Annotated in this window: 15 protein-coding genes; 6 read left to right on the forward strand and 9 right to left on the reverse strand. The window is 61.7% G+C overall.

Annotation, left to right across the window (positions count from 1 at the left end; translation table 11 throughout):
- Nucleotides 1-45: 45 nt before the first annotated feature.
- Nucleotides 46-1,056 carry a fatty acid desaturase gene (locus tag NKI52_RS28635; protein ID WP_352700440.1) on the reverse strand — a complete coding sequence of 337 codons (1,011 nt, stop codon included), beginning with the start codon at nt 1,054-1,056 and terminating at the stop codon, nt 46-48.
- Between the two features lie 228 nt (nt 1,057-1,284).
- Here NKI52_RS28635 and NKI52_RS28640 point away from each other — a divergent pair, with 228 nt between their 5' ends.
- On the forward strand, nt 1,285-2,127 hold the full coding sequence (locus NKI52_RS28640; protein WP_352700441.1) for a helix-turn-helix domain-containing protein: 843 nt from the start codon (nt 1,285-1,287) through the stop codon (nt 2,125-2,127).
- An 88-nt stretch (nt 2,128-2,215) separates the two neighbouring features.
- Complete coding sequence (gene bmt / locus NKI52_RS28645; protein WP_352454606.1) at nt 2,216-3,232, forward strand: betaine--homocysteine S-methyltransferase; 1,017 nt, start codon at nt 2,216-2,218, stop codon at nt 3,230-3,232.
- 148 nt (nt 3,233-3,380) lie between these two features.
- Here the strand turns inward: bmt and NKI52_RS28650 are convergent, their stop codons facing one another.
- The 5 genes from NKI52_RS28650 to NKI52_RS28670 form a co-directional block, all read right to left on the reverse strand.
- Complete coding sequence (locus tag NKI52_RS28650; protein ID WP_023676501.1) at nt 3,381-5,498, reverse strand: vWA domain-containing protein; 2,118 nt, start codon at nt 5,496-5,498, stop codon at nt 3,381-3,383.
- Between the two features lie 2 nt (nt 5,499-5,500).
- Nucleotides 5,501-6,061 carry an RNA polymerase sigma factor gene (locus NKI52_RS28655; RefSeq protein ID WP_023676502.1) on the reverse strand — a complete coding sequence of 187 codons (561 nt, stop codon included), beginning with the start codon at nt 6,059-6,061 and terminating at the stop codon, nt 5,501-5,503.
- Between the two features lie 68 nt (nt 6,062-6,129).
- A complete protein-coding gene (locus NKI52_RS28660) occupies nt 6,130-6,885 on the reverse strand; it encodes a dienelactone hydrolase family protein (protein ID WP_023676503.1) in 756 nt (251 codons plus the stop codon).
- Nucleotides 6,886-6,989: 104 nt separating this feature from the next.
- Nucleotides 6,990-7,619, reverse strand: a complete 630-nt coding sequence (locus NKI52_RS28665; RefSeq protein ID WP_352587665.1) for a hypothetical protein — start codon at nt 7,617-7,619, stop codon at nt 6,990-6,992.
- A gap of 148 nt (nt 7,620-7,767) precedes the next feature.
- Nucleotides 7,768-9,342 (reverse strand): trimethylamine methyltransferase family protein, encoded by a 1,575-nt coding sequence (locus NKI52_RS28670; protein ID WP_352587662.1) that lies wholly within the window; start codon nt 9,340-9,342, stop codon nt 7,768-7,770.
- A 308-nt stretch (nt 9,343-9,650) separates the two neighbouring features.
- Between NKI52_RS28670 and NKI52_RS28675 the strand changes: the two genes are divergently transcribed.
- Entirely contained in the window at nt 9,651-10,349 is a 699-nt protein-coding gene (locus NKI52_RS28675) for a cobalamin B12-binding domain-containing protein (RefSeq protein ID WP_023676506.1), read from the forward strand.
- A gap of 81 nt (nt 10,350-10,430) precedes the next feature.
- On the opposite strand, the gene NKI52_RS28680 is transcribed toward NKI52_RS28675, so the two are convergent.
- Nucleotides 10,431-10,571 (reverse strand): entericidin A/B family lipoprotein, encoded by a 141-nt coding sequence (locus NKI52_RS28680; protein WP_023676507.1) that lies wholly within the window; start codon nt 10,569-10,571, stop codon nt 10,431-10,433.
- A 64-nt stretch (nt 10,572-10,635) separates the two neighbouring features.
- Here NKI52_RS28680 and NKI52_RS28685 point away from each other — a divergent pair, with 64 nt between their 5' ends.
- The gene (locus NKI52_RS28685; RefSeq protein ID WP_023676508.1) at nt 10,636-11,277 is read left to right on the forward strand and encodes a DUF1638 domain-containing protein; all 642 of its coding nucleotides are present in this window, start codon (nt 10,636-10,638) and stop codon (nt 11,275-11,277) included.
- A gap of 15 nt (nt 11,278-11,292) precedes the next feature.
- Here NKI52_RS28685 and NKI52_RS28690 read toward each other — a convergent pair whose 3' ends face one another.
- Entirely contained in the window at nt 11,293-11,823 is a 531-nt protein-coding gene (locus tag NKI52_RS28690) for a hypothetical protein (protein WP_156937334.1), read from the reverse strand.
- Nucleotides 11,824-11,867: 44 nt separating this feature from the next.
- Entirely contained in the window at nt 11,868-12,779 is a 912-nt protein-coding gene (locus NKI52_RS28695) for an NAD-dependent epimerase/dehydratase family protein (protein WP_031211725.1), read from the reverse strand.
- Between the two features lie 122 nt (nt 12,780-12,901).
- On the opposite strand from NKI52_RS28695, the gene NKI52_RS28700 reads away from it, so the two are divergent.
- On the forward strand, nt 12,902-13,477 hold the full coding sequence (locus tag NKI52_RS28700; RefSeq protein ID WP_023676510.1) for a DUF4893 domain-containing protein: 576 nt from the start codon (nt 12,902-12,904) through the stop codon (nt 13,475-13,477).
- An 80-nt stretch (nt 13,478-13,557) separates the two neighbouring features.
- On the forward strand, nt 13,558-14,340 hold the full coding sequence (locus NKI52_RS28705) for a formyl transferase (protein WP_352587656.1): 783 nt from the start codon (nt 13,558-13,560) through the stop codon (nt 14,338-14,340).
- The last annotated feature ends 6 nt before the right edge of the window (nt 14,341-14,346 follow it).

Consider the following 14,346-nt stretch of genomic DNA (forward strand, 5'->3'; position numbering starts at 1 on the left):
CAGGAAAGCGTCGTCCGCGCGGCACCGCCTGCAACAACGCAAGAATCATTCTTTCGGCGGCTCGGCGGGTACCGGTGCGCTGCCAAGCCCATTGAGGCTGCGTGCCCTGACGCGCGGCTTGAATGCGCGTCCTGGTTCCGGCATGCGCCGCAGCACGGGATGGACGACCGGCTCCTTCGCCTTGAAGGCATAGGCCTTGAGCAGCGCGAAATAGTTCGGATAGGCGTAGCCATTGTTCATCCGCAGCCATTCGTCGCGGCGGTCGCGAAACACCTTCGGCAGCCTGTACCAGGCCACCGTCGGGCTCTTGTGATGGACGAAATGCAGATTGTTGTTGAGGAACAGGAAGGACAGCGGCGAGCGCTCGACGATGATCGTGCGGCCTTCCGGATGTTCAGACCATTGGTGCTCGGCGTAGGTGCGGATCGAAATCAGCGACTGCCCAAGCCACACCGGCACCAGTATGTAGAGCCATAACGGCATGCCGAAGCCGAACTGCACGACAGGCAGCACCACGACGAGGCCGATCGCATGCAGCAGCCATGCCTTGCGGATGGAATTGTCGCCCGCGGCAACCTGCCTGGCGTCGTCGATGAAAAAGCCGATGCAGGAAAGCCACGGGCCTAGCACCAAACGCCCGATCATCGTGTTGTTGACCTTCAGCAGGAATTTCATCGCCGACGGCAGCTCCTCGTGCTGCCAGAGAGCCTTGTAATAGCTTTCGGGATCATCGAGCGGATCGGTCAGGCGCTCGTCTGCATGGTGGCGCAGATGAATGGTCTTGAATCGGCGAAACGGCCAGACAAGGCCAATCGGCAGGAAAACAAAGGCTTCATTGAGCCGCGCATTCCGGGTTGGGTGGCCGTGCAGGACCTCGTGCATCAGCGAGGATTGTAGCGCCGCAATCAGGGTCAGAAAGGCGAGTGCCAGCAGCGGGTAAGAAGGCCAGAGCAGGAAGCCGGTAGCGAGCCAGCCGCCGTAGCAGAGAAGTGCGAGAAATACGGTCGGCCATTCGATGGTCGCTGCGCCGTGTCGCCTGTTGCCCATGCTCGTCATGCTATCGACCACTGCCTTCCAGTCGCCGGAACCCGTTTGATTCCTGACAACATTGTGTCAGGAGCGTTGCGTCGGCGCAACGCGATAAAGCGCACAACCTGTTGCGATTGCGCATTTTCAGCTGCATATGTTATGTATTGTAAACAAGCTCGTAGATTCATTTGCGCTCGAAACGCCATGTAGAGCGCTTCGGCGCAAAATTTTGCTCACGTCAGGGAGAGTAGAGATTTGGACAAGCGCGACCTGTCGACGATCTTTCGCGAGCGCCTGAAAATGCTCTTGACAAGGTCCGATTTGAACCAGTCGGCCTTCGCCGCCGCGGTTGGCATCGACCGTTCGGCACTGTCGCAGCTGCTCTCCGGCGCCTCGACCCGCCTTCCCCGCGCCGAAACGCTGCTCAACATCGCCGCCGAATTCAAAGTCTCGCTCGACTGGTTGCTCGGCCTCAGCCACGACGAGGGTGTTACCGGCGAAATCCGCGAGAGCCTTGAGATCGAGGAGGCGCCGGACGGCTTCGACCGCACGCTGCTGGCTCGCTGGCATGCCGAGGCGGCGGGAACGAAAATCCGCTACGTGCCGGCCGGCATTCCCGATCTTCTGCGCACCGAGGCGCTTGTCGACTACGAAGCCGTCATCGCCAACAAGAGCCGCGAGGCACAGGCCGGCGAAACGCAGTACCGCATCGACTACAACCGACGGCCCGAAACCGACATGGAAGTCTGTATGCCGCGCCACACGCTGGAGATCTTCGCGCGTGGGCTGGGCGTGTGGGACCGCTTCCCGAAGGCCGACCGCCACCAGCAGCTCCTCCATATGGCGACGCTGCTCGACGACCTCTATCCCACCTTCCGCCTGTTTCTCTATGACGGGCGGATGCGCTATTCGATCCCCTACACCATCTTCGGGCCCTATCGCGCCGCCATTTACGTCGGCGACATGTATCTGGTGCTGAACGCCACGCAGCCGATCCGCACCCTGACCAGCCATTTCGACAATCTGATCCGTGCCGCGGACGTCAACGCGCATGAAGCGGCCAGCTTCACACGAAAGCTGGCGGAGATGCAATTTTGACCGGTTGCTCTACGTGCCGACATTGACGGCACATAAAGAATTCTTTATATCCTTATCTCAGTTATTCTTCCGGGAAGGCGTATTTCACATGACCAATCCGATCGACGCTCTGCTTGCCGAAAAGGGCGTCCTGCTCGCCGATGGCGCCACCGGCACCAATCTGTTCGCCATGGGCCTTGAGGCCGGAGAGGCTCCCGAGCTCTTGAACGAGACCGCGCCCGACACCATCACCAGCCTGCACCAGAACTTTGTCGATGCCGGCGCCGACATCATCCTGACCAACTCTTTTGGCGGCACCCGCCATCGGCTCAAGCTGCACCACGCGCAGGACCGCGTCTATGCGCTGAACAAGCGCGCGGCCGAGATCGCAAGCGCCGTCGCCGGCAACGCTGGCCGCAAGGTGATCGTGGCCGGCTCCGTTGGCCCGACCGGCGAGCTGCTGGTGCCGCTCGGCGCCATGACCTATGACGAGGCGGTCGAAGCCTTTGCCGAGCAGATTGAGGGGCTGAAGGCCGGCGGCGCCGAAGTCGCCTGGATCGAAACCATGTCGGCGCCTGACGAAATCCGCGCCGCCGCCGAAGCCGCCATCCGCGTCGGCCTGCCCTATACCTATACCGGCTCCTTCGACACCGCCGGCCGCACCATGATGGGACTGCTGCCGAAGGACATCCACGGCGTCGTCGACGGCCTGTCGCAGACACCGCTCGGTGTCGGCGCCAATTGCGGTGTCGGCGCCTCCGACATTCTCGCTTCGCTGCTCGACATGACCGAGGCGAAGCCGGAAGCAACGGTGATCGTCAAGGGCAATTGCGGCATTCCCGAATTTCGCGGTGCCGAGATCTACTATTCCGGCACACCCGAGCTGATGGCCGACTATGTGCGCCTCGCCGTCGATGCCGGCGCCAAAATCGTCGGCGGCTGCTGCGGCACCTCGTTCCAGCACCTCGCCGCCATGCGCAAGGCGCTCGATGCGCACACCAAGTCGGATCGCCCGACCGTCGAGCAGATCGTCGAACGCATCGGCCCGATGCGCAACAAGCAGGCTACGGTCAACGTCGCCGAGACCAGCGAAGCCCGCCGCGAGCGGCGCCGCGGACGCGCCTGACGCTTTCGTCTGCGACATGGTCCGCGCGAAGCAGTGCGGCCGCGAAAAAAGGCCGGCAAGGTTTCCCTCGCCGGCCTGCCTCACCCGCCCGTAGGCCGGCTCCCCCTATCAGAACGATCCCATCTGAAGAAACCGGCCGTCATTGCCACTACCGGTTACCGCCGAGCGCCGAGGCAAGGCGCACAAGCGAGAGGAACTCGGACCGGTATCCAAACGGGTCGGCTCCTCTGGCGGCGGTGGCAATCTGCATGATCTTGTCGTAGCCGAACTTCGCGGTCGCATCCTCGTCGCGCAGCTTCTGGCCGAAGGCAGCAACGGCAACGGAGAAACGCTGGTCGGTGCTGGCCTGGTCGAACGACGCCACCTCGTTGGTTGACGTTACCGGCGTGGTGATCAGCTTCGAGGTGTCCTCGTTCGGCAGCTTGTAACGGATCTTGACGAAAGCATATTCGTCGGCATTGGCGACACCGCCATTGTTCACCGAGGCCTGGCCGTAGCGCAGCTGGTCGATCTGTTCGCCGCCGCTGCCCTTAGGCGTGATCTCGTAGATCGCGGTGACTGAATGACCTGAGCCGATCTCGCCGGCATCGACCCGGTCATTGTTGAAATCCTCTCGGTTCAAGGCGCGGGTTTCGTAGCCAATCAGCCGGTACTCCGAGACCTTGTTCGGGTTGAACTCGACCTGGATCTTCACGTCCTTGGCGATGGTGAACAGTGTCGAGGAGGCATCCTCGACCAGCACCTTCTCGGCCTCCGCCAACGTATCGATGTAGGCAGCAGTGCCATTGCCGTTCTGGGCGATGGTCTGCATCATCTGGTCGTTCAGATTGTCGCGGCCGAAGCCGAACACCGACAGGAATACGCCTGTCTTGCGCTCCTTTTCGATCAGCCGCTTCAGGTCGTCGTCGTCGGTCTGGCCGACATTGAAGTCGCCATCGGTGGCGAGCATCACCCGATTGATGCCGTCCTTGACGAAGGATTTCTGCGCCAGCCTGTAGGCTTCCTTGATGCCGGCCTCGCCTGCCGTCGAGCCGCCGGATGTCAGATTGTCGATGGCAGCGAGGATCTTGTCCTTTTCCGAAGCCTTGGTGGGTTCCAGCACGGTACCGGCATCGCCCGCATAGGTGACGATCGAGACGGTGTCGTCAGGTCTCAGCTTGTTGACAAGCAGCCGGAAGGCCGACTGCAGGAGCGGCAGCTTGTCCTGCTCGTTCATCGAGCCCGACACATCGATCAGGAAGACCAGATTGGCCCTGGGCTGCTCGGCCGGCTTCACGTCGAAACCCTTGATTGCGACATGCATCAGCCTGGTGTGCTCGTTCCACGGCGTCGGCATGACGCTGACGGTCGAGTGGAACGGCGTCGAGGCGGAGTCCGGTCCCTTCCAGGCATAAGGGAAGTAGTTGATCATCTCCTCGACGCGAACCGTGTCGGCCTGCGGGATAAAGCCTTCCTTCAGCGAGCGCCGGACGAAGGAATAGGAAGCGGTGTCGACATCGATCGAGAAGGTCGAGACCGGGTCTTCAAGTGCGGCATGCACCGGGTTGGTCTTGAAATTCTCGACGCGGTCGCGGTTTTCCTCTTGCGGCAGCATCTGGTCGGCCGGCGCAGCGGCGGGCTGCTGTGCCATCAGCTTGGGCTCGGCAACCGTGCCAGGCACGCGTCCGACCCGCGCGCCGCCATCGACTGCCGGAGCCGCGGAGCTTGCACCCCCATCCAACGCGAACTCGCCGCTCTGCGCCGGTTCGGGTGCATTGCGGCTGAGCACATCCTGCTGCGTCAGCCCGCCGACCGCGGTCGATTCCGCCTTCGGCGGCGATGTCGGCGCCACAAGCGCCTCGCCGGTGTCGCGGCTTTCACTGTCGGCGTCCGCCTTCTTCTGCTTGTCCGCTTCGGCAACGACCGGCGGTTTGACGGTCGCCGGTTTGTCAGCCAGCGTTTCGGTGATCTTATCCCCGCCGAATTCGGGCCCGCCGAATTTGGATTCCCCCAGCATATAAATGGTAGCGTATCCGGCGATCGGCAGGGCAACGAGCCCGGCAATGGCCGGCGTGGCGAAGAGTTTCTTTTGCATGATTTCGCTCCAGAGCCTTTGTGCTCGCTCTGTGAGACGAAGCCCGCTCACCGATCCTTGGGCGCCCGGCAAAGTTTTTTCTTCCATGTCATAGGCGCGCAGCGCGGCCTGGAGGGCACGCGCCTTTGCGTCCGCGTCCGGCGCCGGTGCTGCGATGTCGCGCAGTCTGTTCAGTTCGTTGTCGTCGACCATGGTCACACTTCCCCGGCTGAACGCATCAGCGTCTTCAGCCGTTTCTTCGCTTCATGGATGTGCCAGGAAACCGTCGTCTCCGAGATCGCCATCGCCTCGGCGGCGGCGGCGTGGCTCAGCCCTTCGCCATAAACCAGCAGCACCGCATCGCGCTGCTTGTCCGGCAGCTTGCGCACCGCTGCCCAGAGCGTCTCGGCCGGGTCTTCCGGCTCAGCCGAGATTTCCCCCGAAATCAGCGCATAGGCGCCATAGGCCTCGGTCTTGACCGTCTCGCGGGCGGTCTTGCGCATCATGTCGCGCGCCGCATTCAGCGTCATGGTGTAGAGCCACGTCGTGAAGGCACCGCTGCCGTGATAGTCGCGGATCGCCCGCCCGAGCCGGACGCAGACTTCCTGGGCGATGTCCTCGGCGTCGGCCTTTTTCCCGCACCAACGATAGGCGGCGCGATAGACGAAACCATAGTGCCTTTCGAGCAACTTGCCGAAAGCACCCCGGTCTCCGCCCTTCGCCCGTCCGATCAGTTCGGCGTCGGAGGCTTCGCTTTCGTCCAGCATCATCGCCATCATTTGCCTGTTGGACGAAGGCTAATGGCGGTTCCTTGGGGCGATGGAAAGAATTTTTTGGCGGGCGGTCACGTCGTAATGGTTGGCGTGCCTTGGCCGAGCGTCTCCGCAAACAGCGTCGTCAGCCGCTTCCAGTGGCGTTCGGCGCCGGCTGCATCGAAGGCACTATGGTCCGGCATGCACCAGCCATGCGCCATGCCGGCATAGTTCTCTATGACATGATCGACCTCGGCGGCGCGCAGTGTTTCGGCCAGCCGCGCCGATTGCTCCGGCGGAAAGCTGCGGTCCACACCGGCAGTGCCGATATAGACCCTTGCCTTGACCGAGGCGGCCTTCCGATGCGGACTGTCGGCTGCGTCACCAGCCAGATTGCCGCCGTGAAAAGTGGCCGCGGCGGCGATGCGATCGGGATAGCTGGCCGCCGCGTTCAGCGCCCGCGCTCCGCCCATGCAATAGCCGACAATGCCGACCGGCCCGGTTAGGCCCTGGGCAGCGAGCACATCGAGGAAAGCGCCGCTGTCGCGGATCGTCATCTCCTGGGTCGTGCCGCCCAGGAGACCTGTGATGGCGGCCTTGCTCCTCTCGTCGCCGAACGCAGTCTTGGGATCGAACGGACCGTAGGGCGCATTGCGGTAAAAAAGGTCCGGCACAAGCACCGCATAGCCCTCGCCCGTAAGCCGCTCCGCCATCTGATCAAGCGCCGGTCGCGGACCGAAAACGTCCATGTAGAGGATGATCGCTGCCTTGGCTGGGGCCGCCGAACGGTACAGCCGGGCCTTGGCAATGCCGTCGCTTGTCTTGATCTGCATCGCTTGCGTGGCCATCATCCGCTCCGTTGATCTGACGTGCGATAGATACCCGCGGTGACCGTCGCGGCAAGCTGTAATGAGGCGATCTGCTTCAAGATTTCGTGCGGCATTCGGCGACGCTACAGACGCGCGAATGCTGCCATGTGAAAGGCCTGAACCTCGGCCGGATAGCGATAATCGGTAGCGTAAGGACAGGCGTTGCGTTCGAGGCAGCCGCCGGTCCGGCAGGGCGCGCCGTTTTGCCCGCGCACATGGGCCAGACAGGTTTCATGTGCAAAACCATTCGCAGAATAAGCCTCGACCGGACAGGATTTCAGGCAAGGTTTTTCCAAACATGTATCGCAAAGGTGAATCACGTCGTGGGGTTCTTGGAGCGCAATCTCATTTTCGAACAGCAGCGCGCCGCGATAGGCATGCCAGAGCCCGTATTTCGGATGCATGAGAATGCCGAGCGGCGACGGCTTCAGCCCCTCCGCACGCATCGCCCATTGCTGGAACGGCAGATAAGGCCTGTCGGACGGTGACACGGCGCGCGCCCCGAATTTTCCGGCCACCGCGCCGATCACTTCGCGCGACCATCTGTCGAGCGGATCGTCGATCGGCTGTGACTGTTTCTCCAACCAGCGCAGGAAGTGCGGCCAAGGTGCGGCACCCGCCTGCCCCACCAGCAGCACGGATTTGGCGGCGACGCCGGAGAGACCGGAGGGTGTTTCTTCACCACCTGCAAAATTGAAGCCGCCGCGAAGCATGAGGCCGGAGGCGGAAAGCGCTGCCGCGATGGTTTCAGTCATGCCGCGCTCGGGATCACCCCTTCTTGTCCGGGTCGGAGAAGGCACTCCGCCAGACTTCCTTGTGGATGATGTTGGCGACTTTAGCCCCGCCTGATTCGGGCTCCTTTCAGGTGAAGGCGTCGGCCATCGACGACTTCTTCCTGGCGATGAAGTCCTTCAGCCCATCGTCGATGCCCGGATCGAGATACGGCGCCTCGTAGCTTTCGAGCCAGCGGCGCGCGAGCTCGTTGGCGCGCTGCGGCGCGGTTTTTTCGCCTTCGGCCAGCCACTGCTCGTAGGAATTGTTATCGGCGATGTTGGAGCGGTAGAACGCGGTCTGGAAATTGGCCTGGGTGTGATCGCAGCCGAGATAGTGGCTGCCTGGGCCGACCTGGCGGATGGCATCCATCGCCTGGCCGTTTTCCGACAGGTCGACACCCTCGGAGAACTTCTGCGTCATGCCGAGCTGGTCGATGTCCATCATGAATTTTTCGTAGCAGGAGGCGAGACCGCCCTCGAGCCAGCCGGCCGAATGCAGCACGAAGTTGGTGCCGGCGAGGATCGTCGAGTTGAGCGTGTTGGCGCTCTCGTAGGCGGCCTGCGCATCGGGGATTTTTGAAGCACAGAGCGAACCGCCGGTGCGAAACGGCAGGCCGAGCCGACGGGCAAGCTGTGCGGCGCCATACGAGACAAGCGACGGCTCCGGCGTGCCGAAGGTCGGCGCGCCAGACTGCATTGAGATCGACGAGGCGAAGGTGCCGAACAGCACCGGCGCACCCGGCCGGATCAGCTGTGTGAACGACGCCCCGGCCAGAACCTCGGCCAAAACCTGGGTCAGCGTGCCGGCGACCGTCACCGGGCTCATCGCACCGGCAAGGATGAACGGCGTGACGATGCAGGCCTGATTGTGGCGCGAATAGACCTTCAGCGCTCCCAGCATGGTCTCGTCGAAGACCATCGGCGAGTTGGCATTGATCAGGCTGGTCAGCACCGTGTTGTTCTCGACGAAATCGTCACCAAACACGATCTTGGCCATCGCCACCGTATCTTCAGCGCGCTCGGGCGCGGTCACCGAGCCCATGAACGGCTTGTCCGAATATTTGATATGGCTGTAGACCATGTCGAGATGCCGTTTGTTGACCGGCACGTCGACCGGCTCGCAAACCGTGCCGCCCGAATGATGGATCGACGGCGCCATATAGGCGAGTTTCACGAAATTCCGGAAATCCTCGATCGTCGCATAGCGCCTGACGCCGTCGAGATCGCGCACGAAGGGCGGTCCATAGACCGGCGCGAACACTGTCGCGTTGCCGCCGATCTGCACCGAGCGCTCGCCGTTGCGGGCGTGCTGGGTATAGACGGACGGAGCGGTCTTCAACAGCGAGCGGCAGAGGCCCTTGGGGAAATGCACCCGCTCGCCCTTGACGTCGGCGCCCGCCTCTTTCCAAAGCTGCAGCGCCTCGGCGTCGTCGCGGAAGATGATGCCGATCTCCTCCAGCACCGTGTCGGTGTTCTTTTCGATCAGCGCCAGCCCTTCCTCGTCCAGCACTTCATAGACGTTGATCTTGCGCTTGATATAGGTGAGCTGTGTGCCGGGGCCGCCGCCCGAACGTGCAGCCCGTCGGGCTGCGGCGCCACCGCTGGCAGCGCGCCCGCGCCGTGCGTTTGACGCTTCCTGATCGACCGGCGCGTTCTCACTCATAATCGTTCTTCCCTGGCTTTCGTTCTGGCCTGATTTACTCCGGCCGGGCTCTTGCACCGGCCTGAAATCCGTTTGCGGCCGCATATTGCGGTCTCTGGCCGGATCGTAGCCATGCACCCTATTCGAAACGGCCCGCCAGCGCCAACGCCTGTCGCAAAATCGACAAGAATTCCAAGAGATTTACGGTCGCTTTCGTTTTGCGGGAAGTCGCAAATCAGCTATGGACAACCGGCCCGTGCGGGTTAGGTATTGACGCGATATTTTTAAGCTGCCGCAACAGTTGTAGCCGGCAAGGAGCCTGAGAAAAAATGGCCGACGACGAGATCATCCTTTCGGAACTCTCCGACGACGAGTTGGTGCAGCAGATGCACGACGATCTTTATGACGGGTTGAAGGAAGAAATCGAGGAAGGCACCAATATCCTTCTCGAGCGCGGCTGGGCGCCTTACAAGGTGTTAACCGAGGCTCTGGTCGAGGGCATGCGCATCGTCGGCGAGGACTTCCGCGACGGCATCCTGTTCGTTCCCGAAGTGCTGCTGTCGGCCAACGCGATGAAGGCCGGCATGTTCATCCTGCGTCCGCTGCTTGTCGCCACCGGCGCGCCGAAGCAGGGTAAGATGGTGATCGGCACCGTCAAGGGCGACATCCATGACATCGGCAAGAATCTGGTCGGCATGATGATGGAAGGCGCCGGCTTCGATGTCATTGACCTCGGCATCAACAATGCGGTCGAAAAATATCTCGATGCCATCGAAAAGCACCAGCCCGACATCATCGGCATGTCGGCGCTGCTGACGACGACCATGCCTTACATGAAAGTCGTCATCGATACGATGAAGGAAAAGGGCATTCGCGATGACTATGTCGTGCTGGTCGGCGGCGCACCGCTCAACGAGGAATTCGGCAAAGCCGTCGGCGCCGACGCCTATTGCCGCGACGCCGCGGTGGCGGTCGAGACCGCCAAGGACTTCATGAAGCGCAAGCACAACGTCCGCGCTTCGGCCTGAGCCAATAAGTCCGGCACCGACGAGAAAAGCCGCGCCTTGCAGTGCGGCTTTTTTATTCCCAAATATTTAGAGCCGTGCGGATCAGGGTTTCTTGACGGTATCGTCAACAGCCTTCGCAGTGGATTTGATATCCTTACCGACGCCGCGCACCGTGTTGGCGCAGGCCGAAACAGCCAAGGCGCAGGCGAGAATAGCGATTGGCGCGACGCGGAACAATTTCATGAATGGTGTCTCCCTCAGGATATAAATTCGCTGGACAGCAACGAAGATGGATTAGACTGGTTCCATGACTACCGCGCGAAAACAACAATCCGATCAAGGCGACAGGCTGCTCGTCATCGCCTGCGGGATGATTGCGCGCGAAGTTTTGGCGGTCAAGGAGCAGCTCGGGCTCGACCATCTCGACCTGACCTGCTTGCCGGCGGAGTTCCATTTCTATCCGGACCGCATCGCGCCGGCCATGGACAAGGCTATCGAGAAGGCCAAGACCGACGGCTACAGACACATATTCGTCGGCTATGCCGATTGCGGCACGGGTGGCCTGCTCGACCGGATCTGCGAGAAGCACGGCGTCGAGCGTATGGCCGGGCCGCATTGCTTTGCCTTCTACCAGGGCATGGATGCCTATGCGAAGGTCGCCGATGACGACATGATGTCGTTCTACATGACCGATTTCCTCTGCCGGCAATTCGATGCCTTCTTCATGAAGCCGCTCGGTCTGGACAAGCACCCGGAGCTGATCAAGGACTATTTCGGCAATTACGAGAAGCTGATCTATATCGCCCAGACCGACGACCCGGAACTCGACAAGGTCGCCGAAAAGGCGGCGAAAATGCTCGGCCTCGCTTATGAGCGGCGCTCGACCGGCTATGGTGACCTGACGGGCGAACTTAAGCGGGTGGCCTCACATCCGGAGGACGTCCGTTAGACGCCCCGCTTCGGATTATTTGCTCGCCGGTTGCGGATCCGACACGAAATCGACAACGCGGCCGTTTTCTAACCGGATCGGTCCCCTTGCAGTTGGATCCTTGCGCAACGCCTCTGCAATCAGGGCTTCGACGGTGTCGAGGTTGACTTGCAGAATTGAGGAGTCGCCCAGTTCCCAGTACTCGCCTTCATCAAAGACATCGAGCTTGTCGAAAAGAGGAGCAACTTTGCGGAGCAGCTCGATGATTTCGATATGCGCGTCCGACCCGGCAAACTGGGTCTTACAAAATTGCTGCATGAAGAGGTGCCTGTCGAACTCGAACCGAAGGGGCTCCGACTTGGGATGCGGCAGAAGCTCTATTCCTATAACCGGGCCGAGATAGTCCACGCTGCGTTCATCAACGACCCGATGGAGAACCATTTCGGCTTCGTCTATTTTCCGAAACGGCCAGCCTCGAGTGACAGCAAACGCCTCCACTTCCCGCAATAGCACAGCGTAGTGCTCGTCTTCGCGCAGCTGTCCCTCAAAATGGATCGTCACCCCCAACATGCACCTCCCCGCGCAAACGTTTTGCGATGATAGCCGCGCTTCTATTCGATCGCCAGGGCGGCAAGCACATCGGCAAAGCTCGTCTTGCAGACGAAACCCAGCCGCTTCCTCGCCCGCGACGCATCGTAGACCCGGTCGATCGACGAAAACATCGTCCAGCCTTTCTTCGTGTAGAGTGCCGGATAATCCGGAAAATAGCGCGCGACGACCGACGGCGCGTCGGCGATCAAGGCCGCGCAATCTTCGGGCTGGAAAGGCGTCGGTGCCGAGATGATGAAAGTGTCGAAGCCCAATTGCGGCGCTTTCTCCAGGGCAGCGATGTGGGCGTCGGCTGCGTCCTCCACCGTCAGCCGGCGGAACAACAGCTCATTGGCCTTGGTGTTGGCATCCGACTGTTCGATCACGTGCGCCATGTCGTCCGCCTCGGGAAAAAACCGGGCGGTGCGCAACACGATCACCGGCAGGCCGAACTGCAAATGATAGAGCCGGCAGAGCTGTTCGGCTGAAAGCTTGGTGACGCCATAGATGTTGCGCGGTTCAGGCGACATGTCTTCCGTCAGCCATGCCGCCTTGCGCGCCCCGCCGGTGAAGCCGGTGCGTATGGACTCGGAAATCATCAGCGATGTCGTCGACGTAAACACGAAGCGCTGAACGCCAAAAGCTGCTGCCGCATCGAGCAGGTTGAGCGTGCCGCGCACATTCGTCTCGACGAAATCCTCGTTGCGATGACGTTCGATGTCAGGCTTGTGCAGCGCGCCGCTATGGATGATGGCCTCGATGCGGTTCTCCTCGACCGCCCTCATGACCAGGTCGCGATCGGCGACTGAGCCGACGATTCGCGTTTCCGAGGATGGGACGGGATCGAGGCCGGTGACGTCATGACCAAGAGCCCGCAGGCGCGGCGCCAAGGCGCTGCCCAGCCAACCGGACGATCCCGTCAGCAAGATCCGCATTCTTTTGCACCTCGTTTCTGCTGTCGATGCTCAGGCACGGATGACAGAACGCGGCGAAACATTAAGGTATGCGCCAGACAAGAAAACAGCCTGCTCCAGCCAACAAAAGGGAAACGCCACCGATGATCGCTCGCCTCATGTTTGCCGCAGCAACTGTCCTCTGCTTGACCATGCCCGCGTTGGCCGATGGCGAGGTGCAGAAGCTGATAACGGCTGCCGACAAGGCGCGGCTCAACAAATATGGCGAGACGCGCAAGGCAGCGCTTGACGAGGCGAAGGCCGGCGATCCCGCCGAGGTCAAGCAGCTCGACGCTTTGCTGGCAAAGCCGCTGGTTCCCTTCTCTGACAGGGACCTGACCGGCAAATGGCAATGCCGCACCATCAAGGCCGGCGGATTGAGCCCGCTCGTCATCTATGGCTGGTTCAAATGCAAGGTGAGTGACGACGGCTCCGGCTGGAGACTGGAAAAGATCACCGGCTCGCAGCGCACCAAGGGCCGCTTCTTCGACGATGGCGAGAAACGCGCGATCTATCTCGGTTCCTTCCACGTCAACGACGATCCGGCAAAGCCCTACGGCAGCGGCCCGGAAAGCGATCAGGTCGGCTATGCCTTCCGCAACAGCGCCAGTGAATGGCGCATCGAGTTCCCGGCGCCCTATTACGAATCGAAGCTCGATATCCTCGAATTCAAGCGCTGAGCCCCGATCACCAGGGGTTAACCCGGTCAGCCTAGCATTCGCGCGCAAAGAACAGGTTCTTTGCGGGGGGGTCGCAGAGCATGGCACTGTCGAAAACAAACCAACGGCCGATCGTCGTCGTCACCGAAGGCGGCCCGCATATCTGGGCGATCGTCAACGCCGTCGCCGATCAACTCGGCCCGGTCAGCGTCATCCTCGAAGCTCCTGAATCCAAAAAGCAATTGCTTCTCGCGCGGGCGCGGCGGCAAGGCTGGACCTCGGCCATCGGTCAACTCGGCACGATGGTGCTGACGCGCCTCGGCAAGCGCTTCTTCGCCGGCCACGCAGCACGGCTTGCCGCCGGGCAGAAGCTGCAAACCGAACCGAAGCCTGGGCAAAAGATCATTTATGTCTCGTCGGCCAACGCGCCGGAGTGCCTGCAGGCGATCGCGGAAATCCAGCCGGGTGTGGTGCTGCTCGCCGGCTGCCGCTTGCTGTCGCGGCAGACGCTGGCGAAAATCCCTTGCCCGGTCCTCAACTACCACGCCGGCATCGCCCCGAAATATCGCGGCATGAACGGCGGCTACTGGGCGCTGGCTTCAGGCGATGCGGAGAACTTCGGCACCACCGTACATCTGGTCGACGCCGGCGTCGACACTGGCGGCGTGCTGCGGCAGACGCGTGGCAAACCGCAGCCGGGCGACACAATTTCAAGCTACGCGTTGCGGCAGGCGGCCTTCTCGCGCGACATCTGCGTCGAAGCGGTCAGGGATGCGCTGGCCGGCAAGGTCGGCACGGTGGATCCCGGCCTGCCTTCGAAACAATGGTATCATCCGACGGTATGGTTTTATCTCTGGACGGGGATAAGGAACGGCGTCTGGTGACGCGCC

It is taken from the genome of Mesorhizobium sp. M0590, assembly GCF_040320905.1.
In the GTDB taxonomy this organism is placed as follows: domain Bacteria; phylum Pseudomonadota; class Alphaproteobacteria; order Rhizobiales; family Rhizobiaceae; genus Mesorhizobium.